The 20009-nt window shown below is 71.8% G+C and carries 23 protein-coding genes, 2 pseudogenes and 1 riboswitch; of the genes and pseudogenes, 12 read left to right on the top strand and 13 right to left on the bottom strand.

Translation table 11 applies throughout. The features are described from left to right. Window positions 1-164 precede the first annotated feature (164 nt). Together M2157_RS40320 and M2157_RS40325 are read left to right on the top strand one after the other, a co-directional pair. Window positions 165-389, top strand: coding sequence for a hypothetical protein (locus M2157_RS40320; RefSeq protein ID WP_007380443.1), 225 nt, complete (start codon window positions 165-167; stop codon window positions 387-389). Continuing rightward, entirely contained in the window at window positions 386-760 is a 375-nt protein-coding gene (locus tag M2157_RS40325; RefSeq protein WP_057610595.1) for a hypothetical protein, read from the top strand. Before M2157_RS40320 ends, M2157_RS40325 begins: the two co-directional genes overlap by 4 nt. A 17-nt stretch (window positions 761-777) precedes the next feature. On the opposite strand, the gene M2157_RS40330 is transcribed toward M2157_RS40325, so the two are convergent. Both M2157_RS40330 and M2157_RS40335 read right to left on the bottom strand, forming a co-directional pair. Further along, entirely contained in the window at window positions 778-1467 is a 690-nt protein-coding gene (locus M2157_RS40330) for a class I SAM-dependent methyltransferase (RefSeq protein WP_280867617.1), read from the bottom strand. 77 nt (window positions 1468-1544) lie between these two features. Then, the gene (locus M2157_RS40335) at window positions 1545-2231 is read right to left on the bottom strand and encodes a triacylglycerol lipase (protein ID WP_280867618.1); all 687 of its coding nucleotides are present in this window, start codon (window positions 2229-2231) and stop codon (window positions 1545-1547) included. A 114-nt stretch (window positions 2232-2345) separates the two neighbouring features. On the opposite strand from M2157_RS40335, the gene M2157_RS40340 reads away from it, so the two are divergent. Then, window positions 2346-4559, top strand: coding sequence for a helix-turn-helix transcriptional regulator (locus M2157_RS40340; protein ID WP_280867619.1), 2214 nt, complete (start codon window positions 2346-2348; stop codon window positions 4557-4559). Between the two features lie 7 nt (window positions 4560-4566). Here M2157_RS40340 and bioD read toward each other — a convergent pair whose 3' ends face one another. From bioD to bioB, 3 genes are read right to left on the bottom strand one after another with little or no spacing between them, the layout of a single operon-like run. Continuing rightward, a complete protein-coding gene (bioD, locus tag M2157_RS40345; protein WP_280867620.1) occupies window positions 4567-5295 on the bottom strand; it encodes a dethiobiotin synthase in 729 nt (242 codons plus the stop codon). A 1-nt stretch (window position 5296) separates the two neighbouring features. After that, entirely contained in the window at window positions 5297-6583 is a 1287-nt protein-coding gene (locus tag M2157_RS40350) for an adenosylmethionine--8-amino-7-oxononanoate transaminase (protein WP_280867621.1), read from the bottom strand. Next, complete coding sequence (bioB, locus tag M2157_RS40355; RefSeq protein WP_280867622.1) at window positions 6576-7775, bottom strand: biotin synthase BioB; 1200 nt, start codon at window positions 7773-7775, stop codon at window positions 6576-6578. The genes M2157_RS40350 and bioB overlap by 8 nt, the downstream gene beginning before the upstream one ends. A 148-nt stretch (window positions 7776-7923) precedes the next feature. Between bioB and M2157_RS40360 the strand changes: the two genes are divergently transcribed. Further along, a complete protein-coding gene (locus tag M2157_RS40360) occupies window positions 7924-9051 on the top strand; it encodes an 8-amino-7-oxononanoate synthase (protein WP_280867623.1) in 1128 nt (375 codons plus the stop codon). Between the two features lie 38 nt (window positions 9052-9089). On the opposite strand, the gene M2157_RS40365 is transcribed toward M2157_RS40360, so the two are convergent. Together M2157_RS40365 and M2157_RS40370 are read right to left on the bottom strand one after the other, a co-directional pair. Continuing rightward, window positions 9090-9311: a DUF397 domain-containing protein gene (locus tag M2157_RS40365; RefSeq protein ID WP_280856189.1), complete on the bottom strand. Its 222-nt coding sequence runs from the start codon at window positions 9309-9311 to the stop codon at window positions 9090-9092. A gap of 9 nt (window positions 9312-9320) precedes the next feature. Beyond that, window positions 9321-10181 carry a helix-turn-helix transcriptional regulator gene (locus M2157_RS40370; protein WP_280856188.1) on the bottom strand — a complete coding sequence of 287 codons (861 nt, stop codon included), beginning with the start codon at window positions 10179-10181 and terminating at the stop codon, window positions 9321-9323. A 213-nt stretch (window positions 10182-10394) separates the two neighbouring features. Between M2157_RS40370 and M2157_RS40375 the strand changes: the two genes are divergently transcribed. Beyond that, window positions 10395-10853: an ATP-binding protein gene (locus tag M2157_RS40375; RefSeq protein ID WP_266524626.1), complete on the top strand. Its 459-nt coding sequence runs from the start codon at window positions 10395-10397 to the stop codon at window positions 10851-10853. Here M2157_RS40375 and M2157_RS40380 read toward each other — a convergent pair. Continuing rightward, window positions 10825-11780: pseudogene (locus tag M2157_RS40380) on the bottom strand (LysR family transcriptional regulator). The gene M2157_RS40375 and the pseudogene M2157_RS40380 sit on opposite strands and share 29 nt — an antisense overlap. Window positions 11781-11895: 115 nt before the next feature. On the opposite strand from M2157_RS40380, the pseudogene M2157_RS40385 reads away from it, so the two are divergent. Then, a pseudogene (locus tag M2157_RS40385) lies at window positions 11896-12093 on the top strand (LysE family transporter); the annotation flags it as partial. Here M2157_RS40385 and M2157_RS40390 read toward each other — a convergent pair. The 4 genes from M2157_RS40390 to M2157_RS40405 form a co-directional block, all read right to left on the bottom strand. Next, window positions 12029-12631: a DUF6328 family protein gene (locus tag M2157_RS40390; protein WP_280856187.1), complete on the bottom strand. Its 603-nt coding sequence runs from the start codon at window positions 12629-12631 to the stop codon at window positions 12029-12031. The pseudogene M2157_RS40385 and the gene M2157_RS40390 sit on opposite strands and share 65 nt — an antisense overlap. Window positions 12632-12725: 94 nt before the next feature. Continuing rightward, window positions 12726-13199 (bottom strand): C40 family peptidase, encoded by a 474-nt coding sequence (locus M2157_RS40395; protein WP_037710218.1) that lies wholly within the window; start codon window positions 13197-13199, stop codon window positions 12726-12728. 3 nt (window positions 13200-13202) lie between these two features. Then, a riboswitch (cyclic di-AMP (ydaO/yuaA leader) is annotated at window positions 13203-13414 on the bottom strand. A gap of 337 nt (window positions 13415-13751) precedes the next feature. After that, the gene (locus tag M2157_RS40400) at window positions 13752-14057 is read right to left on the bottom strand and encodes a hypothetical protein (RefSeq protein WP_059207616.1); all 306 of its coding nucleotides are present in this window, start codon (window positions 14055-14057) and stop codon (window positions 13752-13754) included. 7 nt (window positions 14058-14064) lie between these two features. Further along, window positions 14065-14700 carry an ATP-dependent Clp protease proteolytic subunit gene (locus M2157_RS40405; RefSeq protein WP_280856185.1) on the bottom strand — a complete coding sequence of 212 codons (636 nt, stop codon included), beginning with the start codon at window positions 14698-14700 and terminating at the stop codon, window positions 14065-14067. A 70-nt stretch (window positions 14701-14770) separates the two neighbouring features. On the opposite strand from M2157_RS40405, the gene M2157_RS40410 reads away from it, so the two are divergent. Then, the gene (locus tag M2157_RS40410; RefSeq protein WP_059207614.1) at window positions 14771-15049 is read left to right on the top strand and encodes a type II toxin-antitoxin system Phd/YefM family antitoxin; all 279 of its coding nucleotides are present in this window, start codon (window positions 14771-14773) and stop codon (window positions 15047-15049) included. A gap of 53 nt (window positions 15050-15102) precedes the next feature. Here M2157_RS40410 and M2157_RS40415 read toward each other — a convergent pair whose 3' ends face one another. Beyond that, window positions 15103-16089, bottom strand: a complete 987-nt coding sequence (locus tag M2157_RS40415) for an ABC transporter permease (protein WP_280856184.1) — start codon at window positions 16087-16089, stop codon at window positions 15103-15105. Between the two features lie 125 nt (window positions 16090-16214). Between M2157_RS40415 and M2157_RS40420 the strand changes: the two genes are divergently transcribed. The 5 genes from M2157_RS40420 to M2157_RS40440 all read left to right on the top strand — a co-directional run bounded on the left by M2157_RS40420 (window position 16215) and on the right by M2157_RS40440 (window position 19964). Beyond that, entirely contained in the window at window positions 16215-16865 is a 651-nt protein-coding gene (locus M2157_RS40420) for a TetR/AcrR family transcriptional regulator (RefSeq protein WP_280856183.1), read from the top strand. Window positions 16866-16953: 88 nt separating this feature from the next. Then, window positions 16954-17256 (top strand): urease subunit gamma, encoded by a 303-nt coding sequence (locus tag M2157_RS40425; RefSeq protein WP_037782101.1) that lies wholly within the window; start codon window positions 16954-16956, stop codon window positions 17254-17256. An 8-nt stretch (window positions 17257-17264) separates the two neighbouring features. Then, window positions 17265-17576 carry an urease subunit beta gene (locus M2157_RS40430; RefSeq protein WP_266524609.1) on the top strand — a complete coding sequence of 104 codons (312 nt, stop codon included), beginning with the start codon at window positions 17265-17267 and terminating at the stop codon, window positions 17574-17576. Then, window positions 17569-19290: an urease subunit alpha gene (locus M2157_RS40435; RefSeq protein ID WP_280867624.1), complete on the top strand. Its 1722-nt coding sequence runs from the start codon at window positions 17569-17571 to the stop codon at window positions 19288-19290. Before M2157_RS40430 ends, M2157_RS40435 begins: the two co-directional genes overlap by 8 nt. Next, complete coding sequence (locus tag M2157_RS40440) at window positions 19290-19964, top strand: urease accessory UreF family protein (protein WP_280867625.1); 675 nt, start codon at window positions 19290-19292, stop codon at window positions 19962-19964. The genes M2157_RS40435 and M2157_RS40440 overlap by 1 nt, the downstream gene beginning before the upstream one ends. Window positions 19965-20009: the final 45 nt, after the last annotated feature.

A 20009-nucleotide genomic window follows, 5' to 3' on the forward strand; every position in this document is an offset into this window, starting at 1 on the left:
CCATCCGGCCGAGCGTAATGTGATCCACCCCACACCCGGTATCCCCCGTGCGATCGAGACGGTCTCCACCCCAGGTCGGGCCCCCGATACCGATGTAAGGGACACATTCCACCCCGGGGTGGACCCTCTTGCGGGTGCTAGCGGTTCGGCGCTAGCTTCGAAGCATGGCGAAGACTCAGTTGAACGTGCGGGTGGACGAGGGCACCGCCCGCGCCGCCCGTGAACGTGCCCTCGCCCGTGGCGTGAGCGTCAACCGCTACATCGAGGAGCTGGTCATGAAGGACACCGGTGAGGCGGGCCAGGCCTTCGTGGAGGCCGCGGCCGACTTCATGAAGCAGTACGAATCCGTCTTCGCGGAGGAGTTCGGCAAGGATCACGAGACTCGTTGAGCGATCTGCACATCGATCTCGCCTGGCTTCTGATGCTCGCCGAGCAGAAGACCCCGGGCGATCCCCAGGTCATCGACTGGGGCGCCCTGGTCGCCGCCGTGGCACGGCACCAGGCCGAGATATTCGACATCCCCGTATACGACAGCCCGCACCTGCGCGCCGCCGCACTGCTGCAACTCCTCATCCACGTCCCGGCCTTGGAGCGCACCAACGCGCTCTTCGCGTGCGCGGTCGGCTACGCCTATCTCGTCGCGAGCGGACTCAGGGTCGTCACCTCGCCCGAGCTCGTCCGTGACCTCGCCAAGGTGGCCAAGAAGGGCGACGCCTCGTTGCACGACATCGCGCGCGAGTTGCAGAGGTGGACGCTGTGATCAGGCGGACCCTGTGATCAGCGCTCCGCCGACGGTGGCCGCCAGGCGGTGCCGAGCGCGCAGAAGGACGTGGGCAACGTGGGCCCCTTCTCCGGCATCAGCACCCGTCGGTAGGGGCCGAGTTCGAACCCGGCGTCCCGCAGCGCGGCGACCGGGTCGCGGGCCAGATGACAGCCGCCGTTCAGCGGGGGCCACACCGTGCGGTCCAGGGCGCGCTGGGTGAAGCGCATCGCCGGGCCGCCACCCCTGCCGTGCTCGAAGAACCGTACGGTGCCGCCCGGCCGCAGTACCCGGCGCACCTCGCCGAGCGCGCGCGGCACATCGCGCACACTGCACAGCACCAGAGAGATCACCACCGCGTCGAAGGCCTCGCTCTTGACGGGCAGCGCCTCCGCGGCGCCGGGCACCACGTCGACCGGCACCTCGCAGCGCAGGGCGGCCTCCACCGCCAGCTGCCTGAGCCGGCGCTCCGGCTCGATCGCCACGACCTCGGAGACCGTGCCGGGATAGTGCGAGAAGTTCAGGCCGTTGCCCGCGCCGATCTCGATCACCCGCCCGGACAGCCCGCTGAGCAGGCGTTCACGCACCCCGGCCATGCCCCACCTGCTCTCGGCGGTGACACTGACCCGGGCGTAGTACCGGGCGAACAGCGGATGGTGGACGGGGTCCCGGGACACCTTGCCGGAACCGGCGGACCGCGGCGCCATGGCAGCCTCCCTCACCGGACAGGACTGACCTCACCGCAATTGTCCCCCGCGGAACCCCGTCGCACCCCTGCGGAGGCTCACTGCACGAAGTCGCGCACCTGCTCGTAGACGCCGTGGTCGTTGTTCATGTCGGTGTGCGAGACGCAGCCGACCTCGACGTTGGTGGCGCCGCTCAGGATCGCCGTGGTGTCCGGGGTGAGCGCGTCGTCGCAGTTGGACCAGTAACTGGCGTACGCGACGCTGCCCGGCGTCTCGTCACCGGAGTTGAGGGCGGTGAGGAAGGAGCTGCCGGTGTACATCTCGGCGCACGAGGTGTAGAGCCAGGAGCACCAAGAGGCCGTCGTGGTCCCGTGGTTGACGCCGGCGGCCGAGACGAAGTCGTCCACGTACGCCGTACCGCCGAGGTTCTTCAGGTAGTAGCGGGCGCTGAGCGCGCCCATCGAGTGGGTGACCAGGTCGACCTTCGAGGCGCCGGTGGCGGCGAGCACTCTCTTGACCTCGGTGGCCAGCTGCTGGGCGGTGGTCACGTTCGACTGCGACCAGCTGTACGACCAGGCGTCCAGCTCGGAGGCGCGGTAGCCGTCGGCCTCGAAGTCGGCGATCCAGTCGTCCCAGCTGCTCGCGTCGCTGCTGAGACCGTGCACGAAGACGACGGGGTTGTGGGTCGCCGCGTGTGCGGGGACCGCGGCGAAGGAGAGTGCCAGAAGGAGAGAAGTGACCACGGCCGTGGCGGCCGCGGCGATGCGACGCCCGAAGCGCTGCATGATGCCTCCTGAAACGGGTGGGGTTGTCAGGAGTGTCGGGCGGGTCTACGCGCGCCGCATCGGCGAAATCGCCGGTCTTTACGGGTCAATTAACTCGCCAGTAACGTGAATGGCGTGGTGACTCCGGTGAACCCCCCGCATCAGACCCGCACTTCGCCACCGCAGCACGTGATCTCGGCGCTTCCCGAGGGCGTCAGGGTACGGCTGCTGCATTCCGTTCACGGCGATCCGCGCGCCGCCGCCGAACTCGTGACGCTGCTGACCGACCGTCAGTCGGCCGGCCTGGACCCGCTCCCGACCGAACCCGCCGACCTCGCCCCGGCTCTGCTGCGCGTGCTCCGCGCGCAGATCCGGGCCCTGCCCGACGACACCCGGCTCCTGCTGCTCCTCGCGGCGGCCGACCAGTACCCGGTGGCCACCCACGCCTTCCTCCGTGCCGTCACCGCCGCCCGCCTCGACACCCGCCCGCTGGAGACCGCGGAAGCGGTCGGTGTGGCGCACTCGGGGCCGGGCGGGGTCGTCTTCCGGGACGCCTGGACGAGGATCGCCGCGTACGAGTCCGGCTCCCCGGCCGACCGCCGTGACGTCCACCGGCTGCTGGCCCGTGTGCTGCACGGCGACGGCGAGACCGCTCGCCGGTCCTGGCACCGGGGCGCGGGCGCGCTCGGCCCGAGCGGACGGCTCGCGGCGGAACTGCGCGGATCCGCGGAGAAGGCCCGTCGCACCGGCCAACTCGCCCTGGCGTGGGCCCTGCTGGAGCGCTCTGCCGCCCTCAGCCCGGACCCTTCGGACCGTTCCCGCCTCCTCACGCGCGCCGCCGTGGACGCCTGGAACGCCGGTGACGGCGACCGGGCCCGCCGCCTCGCGGCGAGCGGCACGGCCGACGACGCCCTCGGCGGGGTGATCGCGCTGCGGGCGGGGAACGCGACGGAGGCGTTCGACGCGTTGCTGACGGCGGTGACGCACCGGGCGAGACCGACCCACCCGGTGAGAGGGAACGGTTCTTCAGATGGACGTGAGCCGGCCGATACCGCCCCCCACCTCCTCGCCCGCGTCACCGAGGCCGCCATCTACACCGGCGACCTGCGCCGCTGCCGGGAGGCCGCGAGGGTGGCGGGGCGGCTGGGGATCGAGCCGCCCGGCACGCTCGGCGGACTCGCGGCCGCCTTCGAGGGGCGGTACGAGGATGCCCGCGACCTCCTCCGGGCGGCGGCCGGGCGCTGCGGCCCCGGCGGCGACCCCACCTTCCTCGTCCACGCCGGCATCGCCGCCCTGATGCTCGGCGACCACACCCGCGCCGCCACCGCGACCCTCCGCGCCGCCAACTCCGCCCGCGCCCGGGGCGCGACCGCCGTCATGGCACAGGCCACGGAGTTCCGCGCCTACGCCGACTTCTGGACCGGCCGTCCACAAGCCGGACAGGCCGCGGCGACGGAGGCCCTGCACCAGGCGTACGCCACCGGGCAGGACAACGGCGCCTGTCATCTCCAGGCCGCCCTCGCCATGTTCGCGGCGATCACGGGAGACGCCGACGTCTGCCGCGAGCGCGCCGCAGCCGCACGGTCGTACGCCCTCGCCCGGGGCCTCGGCCTGCCCGCCGCCCTCGCCCAGTGGGCACTCGCCTTCCTCGACCTCACCGACGGCCGCTTCGCGGGAGCGGCGGCCCGGCTGCGTGCACTCGCCGGATTCGGCCCCGGCCACGGCCACCGGGCCATCCGGCACCTGGCCACCCCGCACTACGTCGAGGCCGCCGTCCGTACCGACGACACCAGGATCGCCCGCGGCGCCCATGCCGACTACCACCGCTGGGCGACGGCCGTGCACAGCCCCGACGACCTCGCCCTGAGCGCCCGCTGCCGTGCCCTGCTGGCCCCCGGCGAGGAGGCGGTCGAGCACTACCGCACCGCCCTCGACCTGCACGCGCGCGGCACCCGCGACTTCGAACGCGCCCGCACCGAGCTGCTGTTCGGCAGCGCCCTGCGCAGGCTGCGCCGCCGCACGGAGGCACGCGACCGCCTGCACAGCGCCCTGGCAGCCTTCGAACACTTCGGCGCCCCGCACTGCGCGGCCCGGGCCCGCGCCGAACTCCGCGCCCTGGGCGCACCCGCCGCCCCGACGCACGCCGTGAATCCCACCGCACGCCTCACGGCCCAGCAGTTGCTGGTCGCCCGCATGGTCGCCGAGGGTGCCACCAACCGCGAGATCGCCGCCCGCCTGGCCCTCAGCCCGCGCACGATCGACCACCATCTGCGGGGCGTCTTCACCCGGTTGGGCATCCGCTCCCGTATCGATCTGGTACGGCTCCTCGCGGAGAGCGAGGCCTCCTAAAGGCCTCCTAGAGGCCTCCGGGGGGAGCCTCGCGCACCCCGAACGCCTCCGCGTCCCACGTCCCGTCCAGTCGCGGTGCCAGCCAACCCGGCGCCGCGGCACGGAAGTCGGCCGGGGCCAGCCGGCCGGCGTCGGCCGGCAGGGCGCCGAGCAGCGGAGCCCCGGAGACGTCCGGCAGGTCCGCGAGGTTGCAACGGGAGGCGAGATCGGGGGAGTCGGGCCAGCTGCCGATCACCACGCCCGCCAGGTCCAGCTTCCGGCGGCGCAGTTCACGGGCCGTCAGTTCCGTGGTGTTCAGCGTGCCCAGGCCCGCCGACGCCACGACCAGGACCGGCGCCCGCAGCAGCTCCGCCGCGTGGGCCAGTGTCCCGCCCTCATGGTCGAAGCGGACGAGCAGTCCGCCGGCCCCCTCCACGAGCACCAGGTCGTGCTCGGTGGCCAGCTTGGCGGCGGCCTCGGCGATCTCATGAGGGCGCACCGGTTTCAGACCCGCCCGCCGAGCGGCCGTGGCCGGGGCCAACGGCTCGGGATAGCGGGCGACTTCGGCCTTTGTCACGGCACCCGCGAGCCGCCCCACCTCGTCGGCGTCCCCGGGCTCGTCCGGCCGTACGCCGGTCTGCGCGGCCTTCAGGACGGCGACCGTCCGTCCGGCGGCGAGCGCCGCGGCGGCGACAGCGGCGGTGGCGACGGTCTTGCCGACCTCCGTGCCCGTCCCCGTGATCACCAGTACCGGCATGTCATCCCTCCCGAGCGGCGGCGCACACCGCACGCGCGATCCGTGCCACGTCCTCGTCTCCCGTGACGTACGGCGGCATCGTGTAGACGAGGTCGCGGAACGGCCGCAGCCACACGCCCTCGCGTACGGCGGCCTCCGTCGCCGCCTTCATGTCGACCTCGTGGTCCAGCTGGACGACCCCGATGGCGCCCAGGACCCGTACGTCCCGCACGCCCGGCAGCTCACGAGCCGGCTCCAGCCCTTCCCGCAGCCCCGCCTCGATCCGCTTGACCTCCGCGAGCCAGTCCTGCCCGAGCAGCAGCCCGATCGAGGCGCAGGCCACCGACGCCGCGAGCGGGTTGCCCATGAAGGTGGGGCCGTGGGCCAGTACCGGCACCTCGCCCCGCGAGATGCCATCGGCCACGCGAGGCGTGCACAGGGTCGCCGCCATCGTCATATAGCCGCCGGTCAGCGCCTTGCCGACACACATCACGTCCGGCGTGACCGCGGCGTGCTCCGCGGCGAACAGGGCGCCCGTGCGCCCGAATCCGGTCGCGATCTCGTCGAACACCAGGAGCACGTCGTGCGCGTCGCACGCCTCGCGCAGCACCCGCAGATACGCGGGGGAGTGGAACCGCATCCCGCCCGCACCCTGCACCACCGGCTCCACGACGACCGCGGCCAGCTCGTCGGCGTGCCGCCCGATCGCCGCGCGCAGCTCGTCGGCGTACGACTCCTCGTACTCGGCGGGAGGGGCGTCCACGAACACCTGGCGGGGCAGGACCCCGGACCACAGCTCGTGCATCCCGCCCTCGGGGTCGCACACCGACATGGGCTGCCAGGTGTCACCGTGGTAGCCGCCGCGCCAGGTCAGCAGGCGCTGCTTGCGCGTGCGGCCCAGTGAGCGCCAGTACTGCAGACACATCTTCACCGCGACCTCGACCGACACCGACCCCGAGTCGGCGAGGAAGACATGCTCGAGGCCGTCGGGAGACATGTCGACAAGGAGCTTCGCGAGCCGGACGGCGGGCTCGTGGGTGAGCCCGCCGAACATCACATGGCTCATCCGCCCGAGCTGCTCCCGCGCCGCCTCGTTCAGCACCGGGTGGTTGTAGCCGTGGACGGCCGACCACCAGGAGGACATTCCGTCGACCAGCTCCGGGCCCTCGGCGAGCTTCAGCCGCACCCCGCTCGCCGACTCCACGACGAGCGGGTCGACCCGGCCGGGCATCGGACCGTACGGATGCCACACGTGCCGCCGGTCGAGCGCCAGCAGCTCCGTCACCGGCAGGCCGGGCAGATCAGGCATTGGGCGCGAGATCCGTTCCGGCGCCCCGGCGGCGTACGGCGACCAGATCGGTCCGCGCCTCGTTGGCGGCGGTGGCCGGGACCGCCGTACCGCAGACGCCTCCGCTCTCGTGGCTCTCGTGCGATCCGCACCCCGCGCCCTCGTGAGAGCCGCAGCCCGCGGCCTCATGGGACCCGCAGCCGCCCGCCGCCCGGTGCTCCGGCAGCGTCACCTCGCCCGCGCCCTCCACCTCGAACCCGGCGTCCGCGATCATCTCCAGGTCGGCCTGGCCGGCCTGGCCCTCGGTGGTGAGGTAGTCGCCGAGGAAGATCGAGTTGGCGAGGTTGAGGGCGAGGGGCTGCATGGTGCGCAGATGGACCTCGCGGCCGCCCGCGATGCGTACCTCGACGTCCGGGCAGACGAAGCGCACCATCGCGAGGATGCGCAGGCAGCGCTGCGGGGTGAGGTTCCACTCCTTGGCCAGCGGGGTGCCCTCGACGGGGATCAGGAAGTTGACCGGAACGGAGTCGGGGTCCAGCTCGCGCAGCGAGTAGACGACGTCGACCAGGTCCTCGTCGCTCTCGCCCATGCCGGCGATCAGGCCAGAGCAGGCGGACAGACCGGCCGCGTGCGCCTTGGTCACGGTGTCGACCCGGTCGGCGTAGGTGTGCGTGGTCGTGATGTCGCCGTAGGTCGACTCGGACGTGTTGAGGTTGTGGTTGTAGGCGTCCGCGCCGGCCTCGCGCAGCCGCTCGGCCTGGCCGTCGGAGAGCAGACCGAGACAGGCGCACACCTCGACGCCCTCGTTCTGGTCCTTGATGGCCTTGATGGTGCCCGCGACCCGGTCCACGTCGCGGTCGGTCGGACCGCGCCCGGAGGCCACCAGACAGACCCGCTTGGCGCCGCCCGCGAGGCCGGCCGCCGCGGCCTTGGAGGCCTCGTCCGGCTTGAGCCAGGTGTACTTCAGGATGCCGGTCGAGGAGCCGAGCCGCTGGGAGCAGTACGAGCAGTCCTCGGGGCACAGGCCGGACTTCAGGTTGACGAGATAGTTGAGTTTCACCCGGCGTCCGAACCAGTGCCGGCGCACCTTCCCGGCCGCGGCCACCACATCGAGCAGCTCGTCGTCGGACGTGGCCAGTACGGCCAGCGCCTCCTCGCGGGTCGGCAGCTCGCGCCGAAGCCCCTTGTCCACCAGCGTGTTCAACAGGTCCATGGGAGCCGATCCTGTCCTACGGACCCGCCTCGGGCCAAGGTAGGGATCGCACAACACACCCGTTGTGACGTGTGGGTATTGCCACACCGTGGGTAGCGTTTGCTGCCGCTAGGGTCTGTCCGTTGTCTACAAAAGCACCGGAGGACCCATGGCGTTCGGCTGGATCGACGAGCAGGCGGCGGCGCGCCGGCGGGCCGGACTCGTACGGACCCTGCGGCCGCGTCCGGCCGACTCGCCGCTGCTCGACCTCGCGAGCAACGACTACCTGGGCCTGGCCCGCCATCCCGAGGTCGTGGAAGGCGCCGCGGCGGCCGCGCGGACCTGGGGCGGCGGTGCGACCGGGTCCCGGCTCGTCACCGGCACCACCGAGCTGCACGGCGAACTCGAACGCGAGCTGGCCGACTTCTGCGGCTTCGAGGCGGCGCTCGTCTTCTCCTCCGGATACGCGGCGAACCTGGCCGCCGTCACCGCGCTCGCGCCGCACGGCTCGCTGATCGTCTCCGACGCGGGCAACCACGCCTCACTCATCGACGGCTGCCGGCTGGCCCGCGGTACGACCCAGGTCGTCGCGCACGCCGACCCGGACGCGGTGCGCAAGGCGCTCGGTACGCACGACGGGCCCGCCGTCGCCGTGTCCGACACGGTCTTCTCGGTCGACGGCGACGCGGCGCCCCTGGCCGGACTCGCCGGGGCGTGCCGGGAGCACGGAGCGGGCCTGGTCGTCGACGACGCCCATGGCCTGGGTGTGCTCGGCGCCGGCGGCCGCGGGGCCCCGCACGCCGCGGGACTCGCGGGCGCCGACGACGTGGTCGTCACGGTCACGCTGTCCAAGTCGCTCGGCAGCCAGGGCGGTGCTGTCCTGGGCCCCGCACGGGTCGTCGAGCACCTGGTCAACGCGGCGCGGACGTTCATCTTCGACACCGGTCTGGCCCCCGCGTCGGCGGGAGCCGCCCTCGCGGCCCTGCGGCTGCTCGGCCGTGAGCCCGAGCGGGCCGCACGCGCGCGCGAAGTGGCGACCGGACTGCACGCACGCCTGACCGCCGCGGGTCTGGAAGCGGTACGTCCGGACGCCGCGGTGGTCTCGGTGCGCGCGCCCTCCCCGGAGGAGGCCGTTCAGTGGGCGGCCGACTGCCGTGCCGCCGGGCTCTTCGTGGGCTGTTTCCGGCCCCCTTCCGTGCCCGACGGCATCTCACGGCTCAGGCTGACCGCCCGCGCGGACCTCTCCGAGGAGCAGATCGAACGCGCTGTGCGTGTGATCGGCGAAACACGACCATGAGTCGGCGTGACACGGCCGTGCTCCTGATGGACTGACGGTCAGAACGCGGCTGTGAAGCCCGCCCAGCTCTCGGGGGAGAAGAGCAGCGCGGGTCCGTCCGGATTCTTGGAGTCGCGCACGGCGAGCAGCCCGGCACATGGCCCGGCCCACGGCCTCGCCGTCTCGACGCAGTTGTTCGCTCCGGTGCTGTAACTGCTGCGCAGCCAGCGCACCTCGGGCAGTTCGGTACTGGAGATGACGTTCCGAGGCAGTGCAGACATGGTGCCTCCTTACGCGCCGGCACCCATCCCGGCGAGGTAATCCAACGAGTCCTCGGGCGAAAGGGCGCGGACCTGAAGGGTGTTGAAGGCCTCGGTGTAGGCCTGGAGGTCTTCTTTCCGCTCGAGATAGAGGCTACTCGTCAAGTGGTCGAGAACAACCACATCCAGATCAGAAGTGCGCGCAAATGAGAAGATTACGAAAGGCCCGGTGATCCCCACATGCGCCCCGGCCGTGAACGGCAGCACCTGCAGCCGCACTTGAGGCAGCCGCGCCGCCTCCACGAGCCTCATCAGTTGACGGGCCATCACCTCGGGACCGCCGACCTCCCGCCGCAGCACCGCCTCGTCGAGCACGGCGCTCAACTCCAGTGGCGGCTGCGCACGGAGGATGTCCTGCCGGGCCAGCCGGACCTCGACCAGCGCGTCGAGACGTTCGTCGTCGAGGCCGTCCACCGCGGCCCGGGTCACCGCTCGGGCGTACTCGGGCGTCTGCAGCAGCCCGGGCACGACCGAGGTCTCCAGTGTGCGCATCGCGCTCGCCTGGGACTCCAGACTGATGAAGTCCCGGTACGTCGGCGGCAGGACACCACGGTACGCGTGCCACCAGTGATGCCGGCCACCGCTCTCGTCGGAGCCCGCCAATACCAGCAGCAGCTCCCGCAGATTCGCGTCCCCCACGCGGTAGGCGTCGAGGAGTAACCGCACATCGGCCGGTTTCACCCCGCTGGCACCGGTCTCGATGCGGCTCACCTTCGACTGGTGCCAGCCCACGAGCCGGGCCGCCTCACCGCTGGTGAGCCCCGCACTCGTGCGCAGCGCGCGCAGTTCGGCGCCCAGTTTCCGGCGGCGCACCGCGGGACCGTGCTGCATGGGCTACTCCTTACTCCTTACGAGCCGCCCAAATACGGTCTCGCGTCGCAGAGTTCACCGCTTTGAGCGACAGATATATGCACATCTTGGTGGATCGGCACTCGTCACAGCCTCCGTAATGGCACTCTGACGAAGAACCACCAGTCCGGGACCGTACTCGAACCCTCCGCACCGTGTCGGGCTTCGGTCCCGTGGGAAAGGGACGACGTCGCCATGGCAGACCACCTGGAAGCATCCGTCACCCTGCCGAGCGAACCCGCTTCGGTCTCCGCGGCCCGCACCTATGTCCTGAGCACACTGGCGGAGTGGGGGCTGCCGTCCACCACGGACGCCGCCGAGACCGTCCGGCTCATCGTCTCCGAACTCACCACCAACGCCGTACAGCACACCTTCGGGCAGTCACCCACCTTCACGGTGGACATCGAGCTGGACCGTGACGAACACCTGCGCATCGGGGTGACCGACAGCCACCCCCGCTTCCCCAAGCGCCTCCCGGCCGCGGTCCAGCAGGACAACGGACGGGGGATGGTGATCATCCGCTGGCTCGCCGCCGAGTGCGGCGGCAAGCTGAGAGTCAGGCCCACCAGGGAAGGCGGCAAGACCGTCTCCATCGAACTCCCGTGGACGGTACCGGTGCAGCCGGTCACGGCGGCGGGGCAGCAGGAGCCGTAGCAGAGCTCACACCGGCCGCGCGCGGCCGACCCCCCCGCAGCAGCGCCCGGAAGGCGTCCGACGCAGGTGCCGCCTCACCGGTCCGGTGGACGACCGAGATCGTACGGCGACGCGCCGGCCGCCAGCAGTCGCGTTCCCACCGGAGTGGCCGCCGTCAGAGCCACCATCTCCGGCACCACCCCGACCCCGAGCCCCGCGCTGGCCAGCGCGCACACCAGGGCGTATCCCGGGGTCGCCACCAGCACCGACGGCGTGGCCTCGGACCGGGCCAGCACCGCCTCCACCTCCCGCCGGGCCGGATGATCCGGCGCCATGCTGATCAGCGGCTCACCGGCGAGTTCCGCCAGCGGCAGCCGCGTCGAGCCGCCCGCGAGGGCATGCCCGGAGGCCGTGACGAGGACCAGCTCCTCGGTCATCAGAGGCTCCGCGCTCAGGGTGGCCGGCAGGGAGGGGGGCTCGCCCGGTTCGTAGGCGTGCGTCAGCGCCAGGTCGATCTCGCCGGCCGCCACCGCGGTGATCCCGGCCGTGGGTTCGTGGAAGGCGACCGACAGCTCCACGTCCGGGTACGCCCGGCGGAACGTGCTCAGCACCGGCGGCAGCAGCTGAATGCCCGCCGTCTGGAAGGTGCCCAGCCTCAGCGTGCCACCGGACAGGCCGGTCAGCCGGGCGAGTTCATGCCGGGCCCGGTCCAGCTCGTCCAGCACCCGGCGGGCCCGCGCCACCAGCAACTCACCCGCACCGGTGAGCCGCGCGCCGCGGTGGCGACGTACGAGAAGCTTGGTCGGCCGTCGGGAGAGGGTGGGCGCATTCTGTAGCCGAGGCGCTCGGCGGCCCGGGTGATCGAGCCCGTTTCTCCGCGACGGCATCCAGGGCGGCGAGCCGGACCGAGGCCTGCCCAAAGGGGTGCTTGAGGGAGACCCAGGTGATTCGACATACCTGCTGACGGCTCTCTCGCGGCAGGCCGGCCCGCATAAAGGGACGGATCGTAGCCCTCGCCGGGGTTGCCGCGGTGCTCACGGCCGTGCCCGCGCTGTTCCGGGCGCTGCCCAGGACGCTGCTGCTCGCGCTGATCGTGGTCGTTCTCGCGCTGGTGTGGTTCCCGGGGGTGGCCGTGCTCGTGGACCGGCTGGGGAGGTGGCTGCGCAGGCCGCGGGCGGCCCGGGCCGTCGCCGGGGTCACCGCAGGCGCGCTGACGGTTCTCGGGGTGATGCTCCTGGCCGAGCCGCTGCTCGCGGCCTGACCACCTCGCGCTTCGCCGACGGAGGCGCCGGGTGCGGCTGTGCTGTCCTGCGTTCTTCGGCGAGTCCCGCCCGCCGGACCAGCCGGGGGAGCAGCCCCCACAGGCCCAGGCACACCAGCAGGGTCGCCGCGCCCGCGGCCACTCCGCCGGCCCGGCCCGTCGTCACGTCCACCACGAGCAGCACCGACCCGGTGAACGCGAGCACCAGAACCCCCATGCCGACCGTGGCGAGCCGGGAGGAGACCTGCACGATGCGGGCCTTGGCACCGCGTTGGAAGAGCGAGCGGTGCAGGGCGGCGGGCGCGGTGAACAGGGCCGCCGCGAGTACCGCGAGGAGCAGTGTGGTGACGTACGTGGCGCGCTGGAAGGTGTCGAGGGACGGGAAGCGCTGGGTGAAGGCCAGGGTCAGCAGGAAGGCGAAGAGGATCTGCACCCCGGTCTGGGTGACGCGCAGTTCCTGGAGCAGCTCGCCGAAGTTGCGGTCGGCGCGCTCCAGCGGGGTCTCGTTGCGGGCGGTGCACGGGCGGTGGTCGGCCATGACGCCACGGGTAACCACCTGAGCCCGTGTCACGCGTGCCGGGAGACCCGAGGGGGCGGCGGGAGGTCAGGTCGCCGCCACCCCCTCGGGGGCGTCACTTGACCCGGCCGTACCAGACGCTCTTGGTCCAGATCTTCTGCAGCCTCACCACGTCCCCGGTCTTCGGGGCGTGCCAGATCTTTCCCTTCCCGGCGTAGATGCCGACGTGGTAGACGTTCGAACCCGAGTGGAAGAACACCAGGTCGCCGGCCTTGCGGCTGCCCGCGCCGATGTGGCGGGTCTTGTTGTACTGCTGAGCCGCCGTACGAGGGAGCTTCTTGCCCGCCTTCTTGAACGAGTACAGCGTGAGCCCTGAGCAGTCGAAGCGGCGGGGTCCCGTGGCGCCGTACTTGTACGGCGAGCCCTTCTTGGAGGCCGCGACCTTGAGTGCCTTCGTCGCCGGCGTCGCGGCGGCGGCGTCGGCTGCGACACCCGGGACCACGACGGAGCCGCCCACGGCGGCGATGGCGAAGGCCGAGGCCGTACCGGCCCGGACCATCAGCGACGGGACACGATTGAGCGCAGTCATGCGCAACCCTTCGTCAGCCGCCTGTGAAGGATGACCTGTCGGATTCGGGCTGGCGAAGTTGCCCGGCCGCTGACGCGGCTTCACCCCAAGGGCTGCTCGGCCCGGTCATGGCGTGACCGTCCCGGCGACCCGTCGTGCCTGGGTCCTCCACTCCTGCCGATCCACTTCTGTCGACCGGTCATCCGGGCGGCGGCAGGACTCGGCGTCCGCCCGGACCGCCCCGCCGCTGTGGCGGGGGCTTGTCGTCAGACAGGGATCTTGGCGCACGGATGTCCCAAAAACCCAACGGAACCGGGGGTTTGTGTTGTTACTCACCACTCACCCGTTCGGGTGGACACCTCTTCGAACGAAGGGGTGTCGAGGGCCCCGGGGCCCCCCGGACCAGCACAGAAACTCCTCATTCCGCTCCCGTACTACGCGCGTTGCGCAACTTGAGGGGTCGCGAAAAAGGAGCCGCGCCTCCTGCAAATGGTGGTACGTCGTTTGGTCCGTTTCAAAGGCCCTCCGGACGCCCCGTCAGACCGCGGGACGCCCGGAAAGGCTGTCGGTGCGTCAATTGCCGGGTTCCGGCGGCACGGTGACCCGGGACGTGCGCCGCTCGCCGTCCAGAACCCGAAGCGCGCGTGCCAGCGTCGCGGCGTGCAGTTCGCGCTCGCCCCGGCCGTGCATCAGCACGAGCGCGTCGCGCAGCTCGGCCGCCCTGCTCACCAGCGCCTGCGCCGCGCGCAGTCCGCCATAGGTGTCCTCGCGCCGGGCCGGGTTGATCCGGCCCAGCAGGTCGACCACGTCGAGATAACGGTCGATCAGCTCGCCCTCGGCGCGTGTGAGCGCGGGCAGCGGTGGAAGGTCCGGCACCATCTACGGCTCACCTCGCGTCCGGCGTGGGGCGCGAGGACTTGCGGCTCGGGACGATCGCGTCCGCGAGTCCGTAGTCCAGGGCGCCCTGCGCGTCCAGGATCTTGTCCCGCTCGATGTCCACGCTCACCTGCTCGGGGCTGCGCCCGGTGTGCCGGACGAGCATCTCCTCCAGGCGGGCCCGCACCCGGACCAGTTCGTCGGCCTGGATGGCCAGATCGCTTGCCTGTCCCTGGACCGGCTCGCTCAGCGCCGGCTGGTGGATCACCACGCGCGCGCCCGGCAGCACGGAGCGCTTGCCCGGGGTGCCGGCGGCCAGCAGCACGGCCGCGGAGGAGCCGGCCTGCCCGAGGCACGTCGTCTCCACGTCACAGCTGACGTACTGCATCGTGTCGTAGATCGCCGACATCGCGCTGAACGAGCCGCCGGGGGAGTTGATGTACAGCGAGATGTCCCGGTCCGGGTCCTGGTACTCGAGGTACATGAACTGCGCCATCAGATCGTTCGCCGAGATGTCGTCGATCTGGGTCCCGAGGAAGACGATCCGCTCCTCCAGCAGCTTCGAGTACGGATCCATCGTCTTGTGCCCGGAGCTCGTGCGCTCGTGGAACTCGGGCAGGACGTAACGGGCGGTGGGTCGGGCCATGGCGTACCCCTCCTCGCGGCAAGCTGTCTGTAAAAAATGTACAGGACGTACGTGACGTTATGATGGGGGTATGGCCTACGAGATTCCGGTGACGCAAGCCAGGGCTGAACTCGCCGACCTGATCAACCGGGTGGTGTACGGCGGTGAGCGCGTCGTCGTCACACGGCATGGAAAGCCGCTGGTCGCCCTGGTCTCCGCGGCCGACCTGGAACAGCTGGAGGAGCTCCAGAAGCCCGTCGAGGAGCAGGTGGTGAGCGCGGTCTCGACCGTGCGGGAGGTCGCGTCCGCTCCCCGCGAACAGCAGCGGTTCGGCATCGCGGCGCATCACCGGGGGACCGGCGCCTCGTAGCGACGCGGGCGCCCCCGGCCGTCGGGGCCGGGGGCCTGGAAGAGCGGGTTCGGTCAGCCGACGGAGGTGAGTTCACGCTCGGTGGCGGCACGCGTGGAGCCCTTGGCCCGCACCTTCAGCGCGTTCCCGAGGATCACGGCACCCAGGCCCAGCGCGGCCCACCAGGTCAGGGTCAGGACGGGCCCGGGCGCCGTCGCCCCGTCGAAGAACGACACCGAGCGCAGCAGGCTCGCGCTCGCGCCCGGCGGCAGCCACTGGCCGATCGTGCCGACGGGGTCGGGCAGCAACTGCGGGGCCGTGGCGGCACCCGAGAACGGGTTGCCGAGGAACATCACCAGGAACGCGACCACGCCGATCCCCGCGGGGCCGACGAGGGCGGCGAGTCCCGCCACGGCCGCGCTCACCGCCAGGCTCGACAGTGCGAACGTCCCGGCCTCCGCCCACCAGTTCCCGGTCAGGACGCCGAGCCAGCTGTGGGCCAGTGCGGCCGAGAGGACGCCCACCAGTGCGGCGCTGACGACCAGCGCGGTCACCGCGCGGAATCCGCGCAGCCCGAGAAACGTCACCATGGCGCCCGCGATGATCCCGGCGAGGGCCAGCGGCAGCACGGAGCTGCTCAGGGCTGCCCCGCGCGGGTCGGACGCCGGGGCGGGGACGACGTCCACCGTCCTCACCTCCGTGCCGCTCGCGGCCGCCTGCCGGCCCACGGCCTGCTGGAGGAGCTGGGCCACGACCGGGCTCGCGGCCGATGCCGTGAGCAGCTCCGGGCCCTGCGCGGTCACGACGACCGCGCCGTATACGGTCCGGTCCCCGATCGCCGCCCGCGCGGCCGCCTCGTCGGCATAGCGATGGATCTCGAAGGCGCCCTCGTGCCGCCGCAGCTGTTTCTCCATCTGTGCGGTCGCGGAGGCAGGCCCGGCCACGCCGAGCGGCAGGTCGCGAGGGGCGGTGCGGGCGGCGGGCCAGGCGAAGGCCCACAGCGCCAGGGCGGCGAGCAGCGGCACGAGGACGACGACCGCGATCGTGCGACGGGTGGACATGAGGGTCCTCTCCGGGGTCTGGTGGTCCCGTTAAAAAGAAGGATCGTTCGTTTTGGCTTCGGTTCACACCGTCCCGCCGTCGCCGCGCCTTGTCAAGAAGGAATGTTCGTTTTAGTTTGTGGACCATGGCTCGCGTATCCCAGGCACACCTCGACGCCCGGCGTCGGCAGATCCTCGACGGCGCCGCGGTCTGCTTCGCCCGCAACGGCTTCCACGCCACGTCCATGCAGGACGTCCTGAAGGAGGCCGACCTCTCGGCCGGGGCCGTCTACCGCTACTTCAGCGGCAAGGAGGAGCTCATCGCCGCGATCGTCGGGGAGGTGCTCGGCCAGGTCCACGAGGGTTTCGAGGAGGCGACGCGCAGCAGCCCGCCCCCGCCTCCGGACCTCCTCGTGGCGTCCGTGCTCAGCCGCGTCCTCGCCACCAAGGAGTCCCTGACCGTGGACGGGCGTCCGGCGTTCCCGCGGCTGGTCGTCCAGGTGTGGACCGAGACCCTCCGCAACGACGAGCTCGCGGCCCTCCTGCGCGAGGGCTACGGCGCCGTGCGCGAGACCTGGACGCGGATCGTCGGGGCGTACCAGGAGGCCGGAATCATGCGGTCGGACGTGCCCCCGGAGGACGTGGCCCGCACGATGATGGCGGCCGCGATGGGCTTCCTCGCACAGCAGGCCCTGTTCGGACCGACGCCCGCCGAGGCCCTGGGGGACGGTCTACGGGCGTTGATGAGCATGCGGGATCACAGCTTGGTTAACGTGCCTGAAACCGGATCCAACTAGCCTGCGGATCCACGCCACCAGGGACTTTGCCCCGGGGCTGCGGCAGCCGGACCCCGCACGGTCCGGAGCGAGGACTGTGAGGTGGGACGTGCAACTGACCCCGCACGAACAAGAGAGGCTGCTCATCCATGTGGCGGCCGACGTGGCCGAGAAGCGCCGGGCCCGCGGGCTCAGGCTCAACCACCCCGAGGCGGTCGCCCTCATCACGTCGCACATCCTCGAAGGCGCGCGTGACGGCCGTACCGTCGCCGAGCTCATGGCCTCCGGGCGCAAGCTGCTCACCCGGGACGACGTCATGGAGGGCATTCCCGAGATGATCCATGACGTCCAGGTCGAGGCGACCTTCCCGGACGGCACCAAGCTCGTCACCGTCCACGACCCGATCGTCTGAGGGGCCCCATGATTCCCGGAGAGATCCTCTTCGCCGACGGGCCGATCGCCTACAACGAGGGCCGCGAGGTCACCCGGCTGACCGTCCTCAACGCCGCCGACCGTCCCGTCCAGGTCGGCTCCCACTACCACTTCGCCGAGACCAACCCGGGCCTGGAGTTCGACCGCGCGGCAGCGCACGGCAGGCGGCTGAACGTCGCCGCCGGCACCGCCGTGCGCTTCGAGCCCGGCATCCCGGTCGAGGTGGAACTCGTCCCGCTCACCGGCGCCCGCGTGGTGCCGGGGCTGCGCGGGGAGACCGGAGGTGCCCTCGATGCCTGAGATCTCTCGTGCCGCCTACGCCGACCTGTTCGGCCCGACCACCGGCGACCGCATCCGGCTCGCCGACACCGATCTGCTGGTCGAGGTCGAGGAGGATCGTTCCGGCGGTCCCGGACTCGCCGGTGACGAGGCCGTGTTCGGCGGCGGCAAGGTCATCCGCGAGTCGATGGGCCAGTCGCGTGCCACGCGCGCCGAGGGCACCCCGGACACCGTCGTCACCGGCGCGGTCATCATCGACCACTGGGGCGTGGTGAAGGCCGACGTCGGCATCCGCGACGGCCGGATCACCGGCATCGGCAAGGCGGGCAACCCCGACACCATGGACGGGGTCCACCCGGACCTGGTGATCGGCCCGGAGACCGAGATCATCGCGGGCAACGGCCGGATCCTGACCGCCGGCGCAGTCGACGCGCACGTCCACTTCATCTGCCCGCAGATCGCCGACGAGGCGCTGGCGTCCGGGGTGACCACCCTGGTCGGCGGCGGCACCGGCCCCGCCGAGGGCTCCAAGGCCACCACCGTCACCCCCGGCCCCTGGCACCTCGCCCGGATGCTGGAGGCGATGGAGCAGTACCCGCTCAACATCGGCTTCCTCGGCAAGGGCAACACCGTCTCGCACGAGGCGATGCTGTCGCAGATCCGCGGGGGCGCCCTCGGCCTGAAGCTGCACGAGGACTGGGGATCGACCCCCGCCGTCATCGACGCCTCGCTGACCGTCGCCGAGCGGACCGGCATCCAGGTCGCCATCCACACGGACACTCTCAACGAGGCCGGTTTCGTGGGCGACACACTCGCCGCGATCGCCGGGCGGGGCATCCACGCCTACCACACCGAGGGCGCGGGCGGCGGGCACGCTCCGGACATCATGACCGTGGTCTCCCAGCCGCACGTGCTGCCCAGTTCGACCAACCCGACCCGCCCGTTCACCGTCAACACCGCCGAGGAACACCTCGACATGCTGATGGTCTGCCACCACCTCAACGCGGCGGTGCCCGAGGACCTCGCCTTCGCCGAGTCCCGCATCCGGCCCACGACCATCGGCGCCGAGGACATCCTGCACGACCTGGGCGCCATCTCGATCATCTCCTCCGACGCCCAGGCCATGGGGCGCGTGGGCGAGGTCATCATGCGGACCTGGCAGACCGCGCACGTCATGAAGCGGCGCCGGGGTGCGCTGCCGGGGGACGGGCGCGCCGACAACCATCGTGTACGGCGCTATGTCGCCAAGTACACGATCAACCCCGCCGTCGCTCAGGGGCTCGCCCACGAGGTGGGCTCGGTGGAGACGGGCAAGCTGGCCGACCTGGTGCTGTGGGAGCCCGCGTTCTTCGGCGTCAAGCCGCATCTGGTGATCAAGGGCGGGCAGATCGCCTACGCGCAGATGGGCGACGCGAACGCTTCGATTCCGACCCCGCAGCCGATCCTTCCCCGGCCGATGTACGGGGCGATCGGACGGGCGCCCGCGTCCAACTCCTTCAACTTCGTGGCGCCCCTCGCCATCGAGGACGGGCTGCCGGAGCGGCTCCAGCTCGGGAAGCGGTTCGTGGCGATCGAGTCGACGCGCGGGGTCACCAAGGCCGACATGCGGGAGAACGTCGCGCGGCCCGACGTACGGGTCGACCCCGACAGCTTCGCCGTACACATCGACGGGGAGCTGGTGGAGGCCACGCCGGCAGCCGAACTGCCCATGGCCCAGCGTTACTTCCTCTTCTGATGTCCAGGGCTGCACTTCTGGTCCTGGCCGACGGCCGGTTCCCCGCCGGAGGGCACGCGCACTCCGGCGGGGCCGAGGCGGCCGTCAAGGCGGGGCGGGTCACCGGGGCGGAGACCCTGGAGTCCTTCTGCCGGGGGCGGCTGCACACGACGGGCCTGGTGTCGGCTGCGCTGGCCGCGGCGGCCGTGCTCGGCGTCGCCCCGCGGCTGTTGGACGAGGCCGCGGACGCCCGCACCCCGTCCCCCGCACTGCGGACGGCCGCACGCAAGCTGGGCCGCCAGCTGATGCGGGCGGCCCGTGCGACCTGGCCGTCGGCCGAACTCGACGCCCTGGCAAGGGAGTTCCCCAAGGGAGCACACCAGCCGGTGGTCCTGGGGCTGGCGGCCCGCGCGGCGGGCCTCGAGGCCGTGGACGCGGCGTACTGCGCGGTGTACGAGAGCGTGAGCGGGCCTTCGAGTGCGACGGTCCGGCTGCTGAGCCTCGATCCTTTTGACGCCACGGCCGTACTCGCCCGGTTGGCGCCAGAGCTGGACCGGGTCGCGGATCGGGCGCTGGAGGCAGCGCGGAGGGTTGCCGACGAGGGGGTCGAGGCATTGCCGTCGGCGTCGGCGCCGCTGCTGGAAATCGGAGCAGAGGCGCACGCGGCATGGGCAGTACGCCTGTTCGCATCATAAGAGGGCCACAGCAGCCTGCTTAGGGGCGCGGGGAACTGCGCGACC

This window comes from Streptomyces sp. SAI-127, assembly GCF_029894425.1.
Taxonomy (GTDB): Bacteria; Actinomycetota; Actinomycetes; order Streptomycetales; family Streptomycetaceae; genus Streptomyces.